The organism is Streptomyces canus, assembly GCF_001514145.1.
GTDB classification, from domain to species: domain Bacteria; phylum Actinomycetota; class Actinomycetes; order Streptomycetales; family Streptomycetaceae; genus Streptomyces; species Streptomyces canus.
Genome location: NZ_KQ948684.1, coordinates 28,729 through 43,713, shown reverse-complemented (window position 1 = coordinate 43,713; position 14,985 = coordinate 28,729). Strand labels below are relative to the sequence as shown.

At 70.8% G+C, this 14,985-nt stretch carries 12 protein-coding genes and 1 pseudogene; 2 read left to right on the top strand and 11 right to left on the bottom strand.

Going from position 1 to position 14,985, the window contains the following annotated elements; all coding sequences use genetic code 11:
- Positions 1 to 540: 540 nt before the first annotated feature.
- The 8 genes from AQJ46_RS48070 to AQJ46_RS48035 are packed head-to-tail and all read right to left on the bottom strand — an operon-like array spanning position 541 to position 9,973.
- Positions 541 to 1,176, bottom strand: coding sequence for a hypothetical protein (locus tag AQJ46_RS48070; RefSeq protein ID WP_059211679.1), 636 nt, complete (start codon positions 1,174 to 1,176; stop codon positions 541 to 543).
- Entirely contained in the window at positions 1,173 to 2,324 is a 1,152-nt protein-coding gene (locus tag AQJ46_RS48065) for a C40 family peptidase (protein WP_107117490.1), read from the bottom strand. Before AQJ46_RS48065 ends, AQJ46_RS48070 begins: the two co-directional genes overlap by 4 nt.
- Entirely contained in the window at positions 2,321 to 5,089 is a 2,769-nt protein-coding gene (locus tag AQJ46_RS48060; protein WP_059211678.1) for a hypothetical protein, read from the bottom strand. The genes AQJ46_RS48065 and AQJ46_RS48060 overlap by 4 nt, the downstream gene beginning before the upstream one ends.
- 1 nt (position 5,090) lies before the next feature.
- Positions 5,091 to 5,441, bottom strand: a complete 351-nt coding sequence (locus tag AQJ46_RS48055) for a hypothetical protein (protein ID WP_059211677.1) — start codon at positions 5,439 to 5,441, stop codon at positions 5,091 to 5,093.
- Positions 5,441 to 8,125: an ATP-binding protein gene (locus tag AQJ46_RS48050; RefSeq protein WP_059211676.1), complete on the bottom strand. Its 2,685-nt coding sequence runs from the start codon at positions 8,123 to 8,125 to the stop codon at positions 5,441 to 5,443. The genes AQJ46_RS48055 and AQJ46_RS48050 overlap by 1 nt, the downstream gene beginning before the upstream one ends.
- Positions 8,122 to 8,706: a hypothetical protein gene (locus AQJ46_RS48045; RefSeq protein WP_059211675.1), complete on the bottom strand. Its 585-nt coding sequence runs from the start codon at positions 8,704 to 8,706 to the stop codon at positions 8,122 to 8,124. Before AQJ46_RS48045 ends, AQJ46_RS48050 begins: the two co-directional genes overlap by 4 nt.
- Positions 8,703 to 9,044: a hypothetical protein gene (locus tag AQJ46_RS48040; RefSeq protein ID WP_059211674.1), complete on the bottom strand. Its 342-nt coding sequence runs from the start codon at positions 9,042 to 9,044 to the stop codon at positions 8,703 to 8,705. Before AQJ46_RS48040 ends, AQJ46_RS48045 begins: the two co-directional genes overlap by 4 nt.
- On the bottom strand, positions 9,041 to 9,973 hold the full coding sequence (locus AQJ46_RS48035; protein WP_059211673.1) for a conjugal transfer protein: 933 nt from the start codon (positions 9,971 to 9,973) through the stop codon (positions 9,041 to 9,043). Before AQJ46_RS48035 ends, AQJ46_RS48040 begins: the two co-directional genes overlap by 4 nt.
- 685 nt (positions 9,974 to 10,658) lie before the next feature.
- Between AQJ46_RS48035 and AQJ46_RS48025 the strand changes: the two genes are divergently transcribed.
- Together AQJ46_RS48025 and AQJ46_RS58035 are read left to right on the top strand one after the other, a co-directional pair.
- Complete coding sequence (locus AQJ46_RS48025; protein WP_059211671.1) at positions 10,659 to 12,101, top strand: hypothetical protein; 1,443 nt, start codon at positions 10,659 to 10,661, stop codon at positions 12,099 to 12,101.
- Positions 12,098 to 13,555, top strand: coding sequence for a hypothetical protein (locus AQJ46_RS58035; RefSeq protein ID WP_225887628.1), 1,458 nt, complete (start codon positions 12,098 to 12,100; stop codon positions 13,553 to 13,555). Before AQJ46_RS48025 ends, AQJ46_RS58035 begins: the two co-directional genes overlap by 4 nt.
- Before the next feature lie 285 nt (positions 13,556 to 13,840).
- On the opposite strand, the gene AQJ46_RS48015 is transcribed toward AQJ46_RS58035, so the two are convergent.
- The 3 genes and pseudogenes from AQJ46_RS48015 to AQJ46_RS56735 all read right to left on the bottom strand — a co-directional run.
- Positions 13,841 to 14,221 (bottom strand): hypothetical protein, encoded by a 381-nt coding sequence (locus AQJ46_RS48015; RefSeq protein ID WP_059211670.1) that lies wholly within the window; start codon positions 14,219 to 14,221, stop codon positions 13,841 to 13,843.
- Positions 14,222 to 14,223: 2 nt separating this feature from the next.
- Positions 14,224 to 14,475, bottom strand: a complete 252-nt coding sequence (locus AQJ46_RS48010; protein WP_059211669.1) for a hypothetical protein — start codon at positions 14,473 to 14,475, stop codon at positions 14,224 to 14,226.
- Positions 14,476 to 14,637: 162 nt separating this feature from the next.
- Positions 14,638 to 14,985 (bottom strand): annotated as a pseudogene (locus AQJ46_RS56735) (hypothetical protein); the annotation flags it as partial.

The following is a 14,985-nucleotide window of genomic DNA, read 5'->3' as shown; positions in this document are numbered from 1 at the left end:
GTCTCCCCGTGCGACGCGATGTGAACTGGCCGCCACCAGAACCGCCGACGGACGGCAATCCAACCCTGCGACCTAGTCCAGCTGCGGTGATCCGTTTGCGTAGCGGCAAGATTACGCATGCGCCGGTCAACTTCCCAGCGCGAAAAATGAATTCACCCGCACATCTCGGGACGTACACGGTCACAGCAGAATGCGGAATTCGAGTTATTCGATCCATCACTTCTAGCATTACTTCTGCTAACGGCTCCTCTCTTCAACGATATTTCCAAGCGTCTACCGAGCCAGAGTCCTTCATGGCCGTCCAGGCGCGGGCGAACTGGACGCCTCGCCAGAAGACCTTCCTCCGAGATGCCGGTTGGAGACGAGCTGCAGGGCCATCGGCTCGGCCGAGGCGCGCGCCGCGAGCCGATGCACCACAAGCTCACCGCGCCCCAGCACGCGCGATCACCAGGGGGGGCAGGTACCAGTGGTCGTACAGCTAGTCGACGGCGTCGACCAGGCCAAGTACCGGATCAGCTGGCATGTGATCGCGCCGGTCCGTCAGGTACGGGGCCGGGGAGTCCATGTCGCTGTTGCCTTCTTGATTGTGCGGGTGAAGACCCAGTCGGTGATGCGGAGATCGGTGAAGGTGCCGCCGCGGTCCATGCCGGCCCACACCAGATGGACGACCGCCTTGTCCGGGCTGCCGTCGCGGCGGGCGATCGCGGCCTGGATGCGGAAGCGAGCGGTGGCGAACGCCGGGGCCACCGCCTGGCGGCCTGAGTCGGGGAACAACTCTGGCCATTTGGCACGGCCGACTCCGGTGGTGTCCGCGCGGAGCAGAGTACGACCGGCGGCAAGCAACTCCCGCTCGTCGCCTGCGGGAAGGTCGGCGGGCCAGGCCGCCTCCAGGTTCCGCTGGATGGCCGGGTCGCCGGCCACGCCCTCGCCGTGCGGCGGCAGAGCGGACTCGACGGCCGACGGGGTCGATGCGGCGGACGTCGCGGAGACAGCCGTGCCAGCGGTCGGCTTGCCAGCGGAAGGCACTGTGGCCGCCGAAGGTCGATCCGTGGCCGTCTGCGCTGTCGGCGGCGGGCCCGGTTGCGGACCCGGGCCGCCCAGCAGGGCGACACCCGCCATAGCGAGCATGACGGTGCTCAGCAGCAGCAGGCGCGGTGAGCGCGGGGCGGTGGTCACAGCAGCCGCGCTCCCCCGGCAAAACCCGACATCGCGTTGACGGAGTCCAGGCGCACCACGGTCCCCGGGCGGGGAGCGTTGACCATCTTTCCGCCGCCCACGTAGATCCCGACGTGATAGATCGTGGCATCACGTCCGGGAGCATTGGCATAGAAGACGAGGTCACCGGCCTTGAGCGCGCTCGTGCCGAGGCCGGCCGGGATCCGCTTGCCGACACCAGCCTGGGCAGCCGCGACGCGCGGCAGGCTGATGCCCACCCTTGCGTACGCGTACTGGGCCAGCCCGGAGCAGTCGAAGCCCTTGATGCCCACGCCGCTCTTCCCGCTGGGGGAGCAGCAGATGCCGGTCGACTTGCCGTTCGCGTTGCCGCCGCCCCACGAGTAGGGGACGCCGCGCTGGGACAGCGCCGCATCGAGCACGGTGCGGACCCTTCCCGTGACGTTCTTCAGGTCCGGGTTCTTGGCGGCCGCCGTGTACTGGTCGATCCAGCCCAGCACATTGGCGACGTACTCCTGCGACCGGTTGTACTGGAAGATCGCGGCCTTCAGCTGTGACCGCTTCGTCAGGTCACGGCCGTTGCCGCACAGGTAGATCGCGGCGCCGAGCGCTGCGTCATCGGCGTTGTGCGGGTCGGCGGTCTTGTCGCCGTTGGCGTCCTTGCCGACGCCTTCCCAGGTGGAGGGCAGGAACTGGAAGGGACCTACCGCACGCTCCGCGCTCGAGGTGCCGTCCCAGCGGCCGTTGTCGGTGTCGGTCAAGGCGGTGGTGTTGCCGCCCTGGCCGGAGCCGTTGAGGAGCACCCCATAGATCTTCGGGGTGATGTCGCCGTTGGTGGCGATGGTGCGGCCGATGGCGTGGTTGGACTCGACCTTGGCGATCCCGGCGAGGAGCGGCCAGCGCATGCCCCGGCACTTCGGAACATGCTTGCCGACCTGCTGGACGGCCTTCTTGTACGCGGTCTGCATCCGCGGTGGGATGTCCGCGGCGCTGCCGCCCTCGGCGATCCCGCCGTCCTCCTGGGCACCCGTCTTGAGGGTGACGTACGCGCTGATCGCATTGCTGACCGGCGCGGCACAGCACACGGCGGCCAGCAGCAACAGCACCACCACGCACCCCCACCGGCCCAGCCGGCGCCGGGACGCGCTCACTCGCCTTCACCGCCCTCGTTGGCCCACCGCTGTCGCATCTGTCGCAAGGCCTCGGCCTGGCGCCGGCGTTCTGCATCCGCTGCGCTGTCCCGCATGGCCTCCCGCACCCGGTCCGGCCCATCTCCACGGCCGGGGCCGCTGGTTGTTCCGCCTGCGGACCGCACGGGGGGCTCCGGCGAGGCGGCGGGCGCCGCGCTGGAGGAGGCCGCAGGAACCGTGGGCGCGCCTGCGTGCGGCACGGCCGACCCGGTGCGGTCGGGGGAGCTGGAGGACCTGCCCGACGGCGAAGCCGGGGCCGGACGGGTCGGCAGGCGGCGGCTGGTGAAGGGGCCCATCCCGCCGCTGTCGCCGTTGTCCCGGTTGGCGCGGGCCGCCTGACGGCCCGTCTCGGCCCACACCCGGCCGTCCTCGCGGACGGTGTTGGCCCAAACCCGTACCTGCTGTCGGGCGTCCTGGGAGTAGCGCGATCCTGCGGCCTTGGCCCGGCGGGCATTGGCGGGCAGACCCGCCGTCGCTCCGTATGCCGTGCGCCCCCCGCGGTTGAGGATGCGGTAGCCGCGAAAGCGGACCAGACGATTGTGGGCGCGGGTGGACAGCAGGGTGCGGTCGCTGTTCTGGTCATGCAGTACCTGGCCGGAGTCCCGGTCGACGACCTGGCCGTCTTCGTCGCGGTAGCGGTCGGGAGGGCCACCGGGCCGGCGCGGCCCCGTGCCGCCCGAGCCGGGTCCTCCGTCGACGGGCCCGCCCGTGTCCGGGTCGCCGTCGGCGGTGGGCTTGCGCCACTTGGCCAGCTGCTCCGCCTCCGGCCGCCTGCCGATGAGCAGCCAGTGCGCGCCCTTGGCGCCGAGCCGCCCGCCCAGGCCGCCCACGGCGGCGGCCGCGGTGAGCGGGGCGAGACCACGCCCGGCTTCGGCGGTGGCGTCGGCGAGGATGCCGCCGGTGTCCACCGGCATGCCCGCTCCGTCGACCAGGGAGGCGAGTGCGCCCATCAGCCGCTGGCGGGTGCCGAGCACCCCGTACCGGCCGCCTCCACCTGAGGCGAAGGCGCGCAGCCCGCCGCCGTAACCGGCCATGGCGGCGGGGGAGTTCATGGCGAGCGCGGCGGCGAGCTCGGATGTGTCGCCGGGCAGGTGGGTGCCGCCGATCTTGGCGTAACGCATCCGCATGGCCATGCGGCGGCCGAAGGATGTGATGCCCACCAGTAGACGGCGGTGCCCGGCCGCACCAGCGATAGCGAGGACGTCGATCAGCAGGATGCGTTCGACCATCAGGTCGGGACCGTTGGTGATGGTGGCGTCGACGGCGATCCCGAAAAAGGGAATGAAGGCGCAGATGCCGACCACGGCGAGGCACGCGATGCCCCATAGGGACAGCCACTTCCACACCGATTGGCGGGCTGGGCCGGGCAGCATGCCCGCGACGAAGGTGACACCCCCTGCGGCCGCCGCCGCAGCGCACACGCCCTGGGTACCGAGCAGGACGATCGCGCTGGACAGGAGCATGCCGCAGATGAACAGCGCGGCAATCATCAGCAGGAACGCGCCGCCGACCCGCCACCAGGTCGGTTCCTCGGCGTAGGCGGCGCACGCCTTGCCGACGTCCCCGGCCTTCTTCATGTCGGCCATGAACGCGCTGAATTCCTGGTCCTCCTCGGACACCAGGGGTCGTGCGGTGTCCAGCAGTTCACCGCCCGGGGTGAGTTCGGGCAGCTCGCCGGTGAGATCCCGGGAGGCCCCGTCCTCCATGCAGATCTCCTTGGCCGGGCCCTTGATCAAGGAGCAGTTGCCTTCCCTCTCCTTCTGCGACTGGTTCTGTTCCTCGCAGTACTTCCGCGCCGGTGGGGCGATGAGGGAACAGTCGGCGCCGCCGTCACCGTCGTCGCTGCTGGTGTAGGCCTTGTAGCCGCCGGCGACCCATTTCAGATGGACGGCGTATGCCTTGCGGTCGGACTTCTTGGCGGGGTCGAGGACGCGCCCGTACTCCAGCAGCATGTAGGGCTTGACGATCAGCGCGTTGGTGATCGAGTCCTGAAGGGGGCGGGCCACGTCTTCCGCGGAGACGGGAGCTTCCCCCTCACGCTCCAGGCATTTGATCTCGGCGTTGCCGGCCATGCCCGCGCACGGGTCGGTGCTGGCGATCTTGCCGCCCCAGTCGTAGGAGTTGACGCTCTCCTGGGCGACCTCGGCGGCCACCTGCTGGGTCTGCCCCAGCGGTCCGTTCTCGGCGAGCAGGTAGTCGGGGCGGACGAAGGTGGAAGCGGCGAACGCCGCGATCAGCAGGGTCAGGAAGATCTCGCCGAGACCGCGGCCGACCCGGCCGCGCACCATCATGAACCCGGCAAAAACAAAAGCCCAGGCGAGCAAGAGCCCCTTGATCCCGAGGGTGTCGACGACCACGTTGTTGTAGGAGTCGGCGACCTTCTGCGCCGGACGGATGAGGATCTTCAGGAGCGGGAACCGGAGAGCGACCTCGATGGACCAGCCGGCCAATCCGACCAGGAGCCGGATGAGGGTGAACACGCCGGACAGCGCGAAGGCGAGGATCTGCGTCTTGAAGCTGACGATGGAGCCCCCGTCCGCGCCCAACTCGTAGCCGTTGATCGGCAGCCCCTCGGAGGAGGAGATGTTCAGCGGCGCCAGGAGGTCACCGGTCTCGCTGTTGCTGCTCGCCGCGTACACGACCTGGCTGTTCACCATGAGAAACACGCCGGTGAGCAGCACGACGAAGCCGGCGGAACGCAGGGTCGCGCGGTCTGGACGCAGCACGTCAGCGCCGCCTTTGCCCAGCGGCGCCGCGCAGCCCCCACACCACGAGAGCGCCCACACCTGCACCGGCAGGCACCAGCCTCCACGCCCCGCCGGCCACATCGTGCTGAGCGGCGGAGGCAGTGGTCGCGGCGCCGCGCTCGCAGTGCGCCTTGGCCGGGCCCACGATCAGGGCGCAGGGATCGTGGTGCGCGGTGTCGGCGGCGAAGGCCCGTCCGGTGTGAGGCCACCACGCGTCTGGCAGGCCCACCCCGAGAGCGAGGATGACCGTGGCGCCGACGACGGCGATCGCGGAGATCACGCTCAGCGCCGCGGCGATCCTCCGGGAGCGATCCCAGGACGAAGTGGTCATCAGATGTGCTCCTTCGGACGGGCGCCCACGGCCTCACCGGCCGCAGGGGCGGAGCGCGGAGCCACGCCCACGCGGCGTCCTGGCGTGGTGGTGATGGAGGTGGTGATGCGCGGGATGCGGGGAATGGAGACCTTGATGCGGCCGGTGTTCTGCCTCGGGCAGGTCAGCAGGAACTCGCCCTCCCGGCCCTTTTGGCCGACGGGGGACAGGCCGGTGGTCACCAGCCGCAACAGCTCGCCGTCGTTCGGGTCAAGGCCCACGAACTCGATTCCGCGGCGGGCGCGTTCACGGTCTGCGGTGCGGGCGAGTGCCCGGTAGGCCATCAAGCCGCGGTCGGGCCCGAGTTCTTCGGCGTCGTGCGAGCCCGCCAACAGCCCGGCGCCGTGCTTGCGGCCGTCGTGGAGGATTTGGTGGACCAGGGCCGTGCCTTCGGCGGACGAGGTGAGCCAGTACAGCTCGTCCAGGACCACCGCGGTGAACCGCTCGGGGTCCTCGAACGCCGTCTGCCGGGCGATCGCGGCGATCAGGTAGAGCACCGCCCGGCCGATCAGCGCTTCCAGCGGTTGCTGGTGCAGGACCTCCGGATTAGCGAAGGCTGCTTTGGGCGGCAGCTTCAGACCGGTGGTGGTGATCACGATCATGTCGGAGGCGCTGGAGGCGTCCAGCCTGACCGGTGGCAGCGTCGGGTCGAACACCATCCGGGCCAGGGAATTGGTGGCGACGACCCGGATGAGGCCTGCGAGGGTCGCGGCCGCGTCCTGCCGTTTGCCCGCCTCGCGCGCGGCCATCTCCTCGAGGACCTCAAGGACACGGTGCATGGACGGGGCGTCGCTGAGGGCGGCCTGCTCGACGGCGTGATGGAGGACCTCTCCATTCGTGCTCATCGGGCCGATGCCGAGCTGCAGGGTGAGGTAGGACAGGGCGTAGTGGCGGCCTTCGGGCCCGTCGAACATGCGCAGCGGGTCGATGGACACCTCGGCCTGGGCAGCGTCGATGATCTGGGCGCGGCCTATCGCGGCGGTGCGGGCGAAATCGGCCCACTCGCGCACAGGGGTGCGGTCGATACAGATCGCGCAGCCGCCGCGAGCCCACACGGCCTCGGCGATCAGCTTCTGCATCACTGACTTGCCCGCACCGAGATCCCCGACGATCCCCATGGACGCGGACGCGTCGACCTTGGGCGCATCCGCCACGTTGATCATGACGGGGCGGGTGGTACCGCAGTCCAGGTCGATGCCGAGGAACATCCCGTTCGGGTCGCCGACCTCCGCAGCGGTGAAGGCCCCGCCCAGCGCCCAGTCCTCGGAGACCTGATGCTGAGTGAACTCCCGCACCACCCCCGGCCGTACGGTGCCGGGCAAACCGAGGGTGAACAGGGCTTCTTGCAGGCCGGCCGGGCGCACGGCCCGGTAGTCGGCGCCGCCGAGCAGCGCGGCCAGGGCCCGGGCCCGGGCGTCGCAGACGGCGGCGGTCGGCCCCCACACGCTCAGCACGGTGACGGACTGCACCTCGACCTCCACGCTGGTGCGGGACAGGCGGGCATCCAGCTCGCCCAGGTCGCGGGCAGCCTCGGTCAGGGACGCGGGCATCCCGGTGGGGCGGGCGTCGTACTGGTCGGCCTGGTCGACGAGTTCGTTCTTCTTGCGCCGCACCTGCTCCCGGGCCCTCTCCGCGGGCACGAGGGTGAGGTCGACGGTGTAGTCGACGGGAAAGTCCAGCATCTCCAGCTGGGCGAACAGATCGGCGGCGTCCTGGCTGACCGCGGGCGGGCACTCGGCCAGCGCCAACTGCGCCTGGTAACCCACCCCGTCGTCGGACTCGACCTGGAGCCAGCGCCGCCCCAAAGGTGAGCCGGTGTTCACTCGCCACCAGGCCTTACGGCCCGACCGGGTGATCCGGCCCATGCTCTTGAGCTCGCCCGTGTCGTCGAGGTCGGGGTCGAGGCCGCCTTCCTGCAGGCGCACCTGGCCGAGGTCGGCGTAGCTGGGGGAGCGCAACACCCCCTCGCGTACCTGCCCGCCATACATCTCGCTGGACTCGGCCTCCGCCAGCAACGGCTCGGCCATGCCGCGGTGGAGGGCGTGCTGGATCATCCACACGATCTCCGCCGGGCGGGCCGGGCGGAAGGCGATGCCACCGGCGAGCGCGGCCTCCACCCGCGAGGCCTGCTCACGGTAGGCCCTCACCTCGCGCCGGGCCACCGGCGCCGGGCGCATGCCCAGCATCGGGACGACCTCGGCCCACGCCGCACCGAGGGACGCCGACACCTGCAGGCCACCTGTTTCGCTCTGCAGGGGCACGGCCAGCCACAGGGTGCGGCGGTGCATCTCCTGGTCGTCCAGCAGATCCAGGGTGGCCTCGACGTTCTCCACCCACGGGTGCCGGCCCGCACCGGGCGCCTGCTCGGCCGGCTCGATGCCCTCGATCATTTTGAGGGCGATCTCGCCCGGATCGACCTGGGCACACATGCCATACAGGCGTGGCGCCCCGGACAGCGAGCGCACCAAGCGGGTGATCTTTGCCAGCTGTTCGTCGCGGACAGGGGCGGGCACATAGGTGCCCTGGACGGTCTCCTCGCGGCGACCCTGAGCGTCCGGACCCGGGTGCAGACGGTAGATCGCCCACACGCTGCCCTGCACCGACCACACCAGATGCCCGGCGATGTGACGGATCGGAACCCTCACCGCGCACCCCCCTGCTGGGCGAGCGCGAGCAGCTGCTGCACACCCGACACCGGCCCTGCCGCGACCGCGGGAGCAACCGGCTGCGTGCGGCGGGGTGCGCACGCGCGGCCTGCGGCCGGGCCCGGGTGCGGCGCCCGGGCTGCATGCCGCTGAACCGCACGGGAGGGCGCGGCCTGCACAGCGGGACGCGGACCGGTCGCGGGCGCGTCCTCGATGGTGAAGCCGCCGAGCAACGGGTGGACAGCGCGGTCGCGGGCGGCCCGGCCGCCGATCCGCCCCCCGCGCGGCTGCCAAACAAGCAGCACCCAGCCGAGTGCGGCCTGCAGCGGAGCACGGCCCCGGACCTTCGGCCGGCGCACCATCCAGATGACCAAACCCCACCCGACGATGGGGACCGGCCCCATCCACGACCACCAGCTGATCGTCTTGACCAGAAGGAAGCCGCCGCCGACGGCAACCGCGATCTGCGCTGGCGTGTACGGGCCGAGCGGGATCCTCCAGTCGGCGACCTTGCCCAGCACCCAGGGATGGCGGCGGGCGGCGGTGTAGAAGCGGCCCACCCGGGCGGCGGCCGCGCTCACAGCCAGCCTCCGACGCCCGGCGAGTGGTCACCAGAGGCCGGGAGTTCGGACCGGACGACCCCGGGAACGGCGGGCGCGCCCTTGGACGGGTTCTTCACCTCGTCGGTGAACATCTCCGCGAGGTCGTTGCGCGAGTTGTACAGACCCAGCGCGATCACCATCAACAGCAGGGCACCGATCCCCGCCTTGAGGCTGAACTTTTGGATCATGATGACGACTACCAGGCAGATCAGACCGGCCTGGAGACCCTTCGTGGCCCACTCCTTCAGCATGTCGATCCACGAATTGCCAAGATCGTTCAGCTGACCGGCGAGCATCAGGCTGTGCACGCTGTTCATCGCGCAGCCCCGTCCTGAGCCGTACCGGACTCCATCGCGGCGACTTCCCACCGGCCCGAGCGGGCCTTGAGCGTGAGCTCGTAACCCAGCGGCCACCGGCCGGCAGCGTCCCGGGCTTCCACCGAGGCGAGGACCCGCACCGTCGTGCCGTCCGCCGGCACCTGCTCGGCGGCCGCGGACTCCTCGGCGGCCGAAACCTCCTGGACGGCGACCGCCGTGTACGGGGCGGGGGAGACGGCGGTGAGCTTCACGCCGGGCGCGAGGTAGCGGTCGACCTCACCGGCACCCGTCAGGTAGGCGGCGAGGAACTGCCCGACAGCCAACGACAGATCACCCTCCGGGACGAGCACGCCGTACGACGACGTCGGCACCTCGGCGCGGGCCGGTCCGGCCACCACGCCGGGCGCACCAGTCACCGTGAACGAGGAGCCCGTACTGTCCGAGGCCACCGGCACGGCGTAGTACCGCACCGATCCGCCTGCGTACTGCGCAGCCACCGTCACCGACCACGCACCGCCGGCGCGCTGCACGCTGCGCACCGCCGTCACGGACGGCGGCGCCGATTGAGCATCGGCAGCCGGATCCGGCAGCTCGACGTCCGGCGCCATCGACTGCGCAAGCCGAGCCTGCGCAGTCGTCTCGTCGTTCGCGCTGCTGCGCAGCCACGCCCCGACGAACACCTGCGCATAGCCGCCCGGGCCGGCGGCAGATGTCGCGGTGCGCACGGTGGTGGGCTTGGTCGCGGTCGCTGCCACGACCGTGGTCGGGGTAGAGGCGACGGCAACGCACAGAGCGATGGGGCCGGCCGCGATGACGGTCCAGACCGCCAGGCGTGAGAGGCGTACGCGGCGGCGCATCGCCTCCAGCCGGGCACCGGCCGCCATCGGAGCAGCGGCCTCGCTCTGTGAGGCCTGCTTGCCAGGGGACATGGACGAACTCCCAGGTCAGGAACGGATTTTGCTGACCTTGAGAAAACCGGGCGACCCCGACCCGACCACCGACCACGAACCCCCGACCACGGTCACGAAGCGGACACGAAGTCCATGGTCGGGTCCGTGGTCGGCCCGACCACGGACCAGCCGGCCCTGAGGTGGAACCCGCGCATCCGGGCTGCCACAAGCCCGCGGCCGACGACCACAGCGAGGTCTTGCTGCCCCACGGCCACGGACCGGCACACCAGTGCGCAGACGGTCGCCGCTAAGGGCCGCGGCAGAGCCTGCGCAGTGCGGCACCCGGTCCTGCGCACGAGAAGATCAGAAAGCCGCAGGCGGACTGCGCAACCGCTCAGCACCATCCGACTGCGCACGGCCTTCGACCGGTTGCGCAGCCTCGCTGTGCAACCGGTCGTGCGGCGATGCGCAACCGGGCGGCGCCCCCCTACACGCCATGGCTGAAGGCGTGTGGTCGCCCCGACCATGAGCCCGACCACGGCAGCTAGTCGGCTGTGTTGCCGGATCGTGACCGATGGTCGGGGCTGGTGGCCGTCAGCCTGGTCGGGGTCGGCGAGTGAGCTGACGGCATGGAACACATGCACGCTTCTTCGCCCGGGACCACCGGCCGCCCCGCCTCGGTGAGCGGTGGCAGCCGTGCGCGGCCGGTGCCGGGGGCACGGCGGTGAGCCGCTTCGGGGCGGGGATCCGCCGGGGCGTGATGGCGGCCGATCAGTTCACCCAGTTCACCCAGGTTGCCAACGGGCTGTTCCGTGACTCGCAGTTGTCGTTCAAAGCGAAGGGCATTTTTGGGTACGTCAGTACGCATGCCAACGGCTGGCAGGTGACGATCGCCGACCTCGTCCGCCTGGGCCCGGACGGACGGGAAGCGGTACGCACCGGGCTGCAGGAGCTGGAGGCGCACGGCTACCTGATCCGTGAGCGCCTGCGCCGCCCGGACGGCACCCTGGGCGAGATCGTCTACTGCATCACCGACCGCCCGGCCACCCTGGACTTCGCGCTGATCGAAGCGCAACTGGCGATCGCGACCCCGGAGGCCGGGCACGCGGGCGGCTTCAGGGCGGGGATCTGCCGGGGCGTAATGGCCGCCGATCAGTTCACCCAGATCGCCAACGGCCTGTTCCGCACCCCCGAGTTGTCCTACAAGGCCAAGGGATTGTTCGGGCTGCTCTCCACGCACCGGGAGGGCTGGCGGATGACCGTCACCGACATCGCCCGCCGGGGCCGCGACGGTGAGTCAGCCATCAAGAGCGGACTAAGGGAGCTGGAGAAGCACGGCTTCCTCGTCCGGGAACGCGAGCGCGGCGAGGACGGAACCCTCGGCGCGGCCGCGTACGTCATCACCGACCTGCCCGCCCTGCAAAACGGCAGGTCGCAGCCAGAGTCGGGTTTTCCGCCAGTGGATGACCCTACGTTGGCTGACCGCCCCACTAAGAACACCATCAGTCAGAAAACCAACAAGCAGAAGACCAGTTCCATCCCTCCGTGCGCCCCAGGCGAGCGCACGAGCGGCCGCGCGGCTGTGCTCGCGCAGCGGACGGTCCCGCCGCCGCAGGACCTGGACCCTGGCACCCGGCTGCTGCTGTCGATCGGGTCGGCTCACCCCGAACTGCTGCTGCAGGAAAAGGCCCTGTACGACCAGGGCCGGGTCGTGACGGCGATGCTGGACGCCGGCTGGAGCGGCGAGCAACTGCGCTACGTCATCACCAGCCGCCCGCTGCCGAGCCAGATCCGCACCTCCGTCGGCGCGATCGTCGCCGCCCGGCTGCGCTCCGCTCAGCTCTACCCGCCTGCCACTGCCAGCGCCGACGACGTCGACCCGGGCGAGGCCACATGGACGACGGCGCCCTTCGCGACGCAGCCCGCAGCCGCCCGCACGGTCGACCAGGCGATCACCTACCGGGCACTCGTCGAATGCGCCGGCTGCGGCAGGCCCGGCACCGCACCCGGTGAAGACCTCTGCCCGACCTGCCTCGACTGGCCGCTGTGCCGCACCTGCCCCGGGCCGACTCCCCGTCGCGCGCACCCCGACGCCGACGGCCGATGCGCCACCTGCACCTCTGCCCTGACTGCGACCGACCTTCATCTGGAAGCGAGCAACCCATGACGGACACGCTCCACTCACACGGGACGGGACCCCAGCAGCCGCTGCGCCCCTTCGCCCGCGATCCGCAACGATGGGACGAAGAACGCTCCCGCGCTCTGCGCTTTGGCCATGTCTGCCGCGAGACCGTATGCGCCGGCACAGGCGAACCGGCGCTCGTGTACGAGCGCACCGGATGGGGCTGGCTGGGATGGAGGGTTCCCAGCGACGGCACCCCGCCCAAGGTCCCCTCGCAGATCGGGGTCTTCACTCCCGGCCGGGCGCTTCCGCAGCGATTGGCCGTGCGCTGGCTGACCCGGCGCCCCGCCCGCCGCATCGCCCTGACCGCCACGAGCCCCGCCTCCCTGCGGTACTCCGCCGCCGCCATGGGGGCCGTCAGCTTCTTCGCCGCCCTATTCGCCCTCAGTCGCGGCATCCCCGCCGACGTCGTGCTGCCAACGATGCTGCTCGCCCCGCTGCTCACCGAGCACCTGCCCGAACGGCTCGACGAACGGGCCCGCACACACGTCCGCAGCGTCGAAGGAGACGACGCCTGCCACTACCTGCAGCGCCTGGCCGCCCTGCACACCTACATCGTCCAGGCCGCCGCCGACAGCGACCGCTACGAACTGCGCCGCTCAGCCGAGATCGGCCACAACCTGCTGTGGGGCGCCGCTGACCTACTCCAGAACCAGGACACCCGCACTACATCGACGCGCCTCGTACACCGGGAGCGGCTGATGGCCCAACTCGCCGACCAGGTCGCCCAGATACTCCAGCGCACCCGCGCCGCGCCGACCGCCGACGAAGCCGTCCAGCCCCGCAGCGACGAAAGCCCCCTGGGCCCGCTTCCGCCCGGCTTCGAACCAGCGTCGCGGCCAACACCCCCGCCCACCAACGACATATCACCGCGGAAGGGATTCCCGCCCATGACGCAGACCCGGCCCGACGACACAGCCCGCACCACGGACGTCTACCTCCTCTTCGCACACGAGCCGTACTACCCCAGCGCGGGAACCCAGGAGATCAACACCACCCTGGTCGCCGCCGACACCCTGCTCCACCCCCAGGTGCAGCAGCCCGACGGAGCCCGGATCCACGACCGACTCACCCGGGGGCGCCAGCCGGGCGAGATCATCCCGCTGGCCACCCTGACCCACGAACTAGGCGGCGGCGCCGACTGGCCGGCGGTCGGTGACTGGGAAAACGTCATCACCGACCTCCTACAGCTCGTCCGTGCAGGGGAGTGCGACGCCCTCAGCCTCGGCCTCCCCGACATCGCCCGCGCCCTCATCATCGCCGGCCCGCACAGCCAGGTACGCGCCTTCGACGCCGGAGCCGACGAGCTCATCACCTACGGGCCCAACGAGCGTGCGGCGGTTCTGGCCGAGATCGACACGTTCCTTACCTGCCTCGTAGCCGAACAGGATCTCTGGCCGGGCGATGGCCTGCTACCCCCGCTCTTCCAACAGGCATGACGGCGGGTGATCAGCTCGTCCACCGTGCATGCGGGCGGCACGCCGAACGCACGAACGTAGACGCCCCAGGTCGTGTGCCTGGGGCGTCGCATGAGCTCCATCTGTCGCTCCCGTAGCAGGCTCGCCTGCGCGCGCGGCCTGCGGGTCCTCCACACCATGCTGCCCGCGCCCAACACCCGCGACGGTGCAAGTGCAGGTACGGAACATCCCACCCGCCGACCCCGTTCGGGGGCCCGGTACGCCAGCCTCGGCGCCGCCTGGTCTTGCGGGCGGAAGTCGTTCGGATCAGCCGTTGCTGCTCCAGGAGCGCATGCGGTCGGCGATGTCGTAGACGGTGAGCCGTAGCGCGCGGATGTCGGTGATCAGGTCCCGCCACAGCTCGAAGGAATCGTCGATCTCCTCGCCGGAGGCCCGGATGTACGCCACCGCGACGCCGTACGCGAAGTACGCGTTGCGGGCCGGCAGCGGACGCAGCAGTACCAGCTGTTCCAGCAGTGCGGCGGCCCGCCAGTAGGCGTCGGGCGTGCCCATGTCCAACTGCGGGGTGTTCACCCGGTGTCGGGCCACGGCGGCCACCAGCCCCGAGTAGTCCCGAACCCCGAGGTCCTTGCCGAGTAGCTCCTCCTGCCGGTCCAGGAGCCACCTGATGTCGATGTGCAGGTCCAAGGTCAGGCCGCCCGGCCCGCGGCGTCCCGGCGGGGCGGAGCGTCATTCGGGAAGGCCGCATCGAACGCCTCGGCCAGCCCCGGCTGTGCGGTGACCTCGCGGAACACGGCGGTCGCCTTGCTCAGCTTGATCTGGTTCTCTTCCTCTATAGCCAGCTCGGCCAGGTAGGCGCGCACGCTCTGCCCTCGGGCTGCGGCGACCGCAGCGAACCGGTCCCTGGTCTCGGAGTCGACCTTTACGGTGGTATCAGCCATACCCCGAGTATGCACCCATGGGTACCTTTGCGAATACCGGTCTGCGGATGCGGCCACCTTTCCGGTCAGTACCCGTCGTCGAGCATCTCGGGCGTCAGGTCGCCGCGTACCCGTCGGACACGCGGCCGGTGGCGATATCGGCCGAACTCCAGCCGCGGCTGGTCAGCCTCGATCTCGACCACGACCTCCGGCTCGACCGGCCGGAAGCGCACCGGTTCGGCGCCGGACAGCCCGCCCACCCGGCAGCTCGTGCATCTCGTCACCGGCCGCGCGCAAGAGGGGCGCCACGGCCAGGCGGACCTGTTGAGTGAGCGGCAGACTGACGCCCACCGCCCGCATCCGGCCGCCCGTTGGCCGGCCCAGCACGAGGGCCTGCGTCGCTGGTGTCCTGCCGGTCACCCCGATGATCACCACCCCCGCGGTGTGGCGCTCGCGCCACTTCACCCAGCCCGAGGTCAGGCCGGCGGCATAGGGTGCGTCGGTCCGCTTGCTCACCAGGCCTTCCACGCG

What these genes read in the sequence shown, in the direction of transcription:
- AQJ46_RS48055 (WP_059211677.1), bottom strand. Translation starts at nt 5,441, where the DNA reads ATGACCACTTCGTCCTGGGATCGCTCCCGGAGGATCGCCGCGGCGCTG.
- AQJ46_RS48040 (WP_059211674.1), bottom strand. Translation starts at nt 9,044, where the DNA reads ATGAACAGCGTGCACAGCCTGATGCTCGCCGGTCAGCTGAACGATCTT.
- AQJ46_RS48035 (WP_059211673.1), bottom strand. Translation starts at nt 9,973, where the DNA reads ATGTCCCCTGGCAAGCAGGCCTCACAGAGCGAGGCCGCTGCTCCGATG.
- AQJ46_RS58035 (WP_225887628.1), top strand. Translation starts at nt 12,098, where the DNA reads ATGACGGACACGCTCCACTCACACGGGACGGGACCCCAGCAGCCGCTG.
- AQJ46_RS48010 (WP_059211669.1), bottom strand. Translation starts at nt 14,475, where the DNA reads ATGGCTGATACCACCGTAAAGGTCGACTCCGAGACCAGGGACCGGTTC.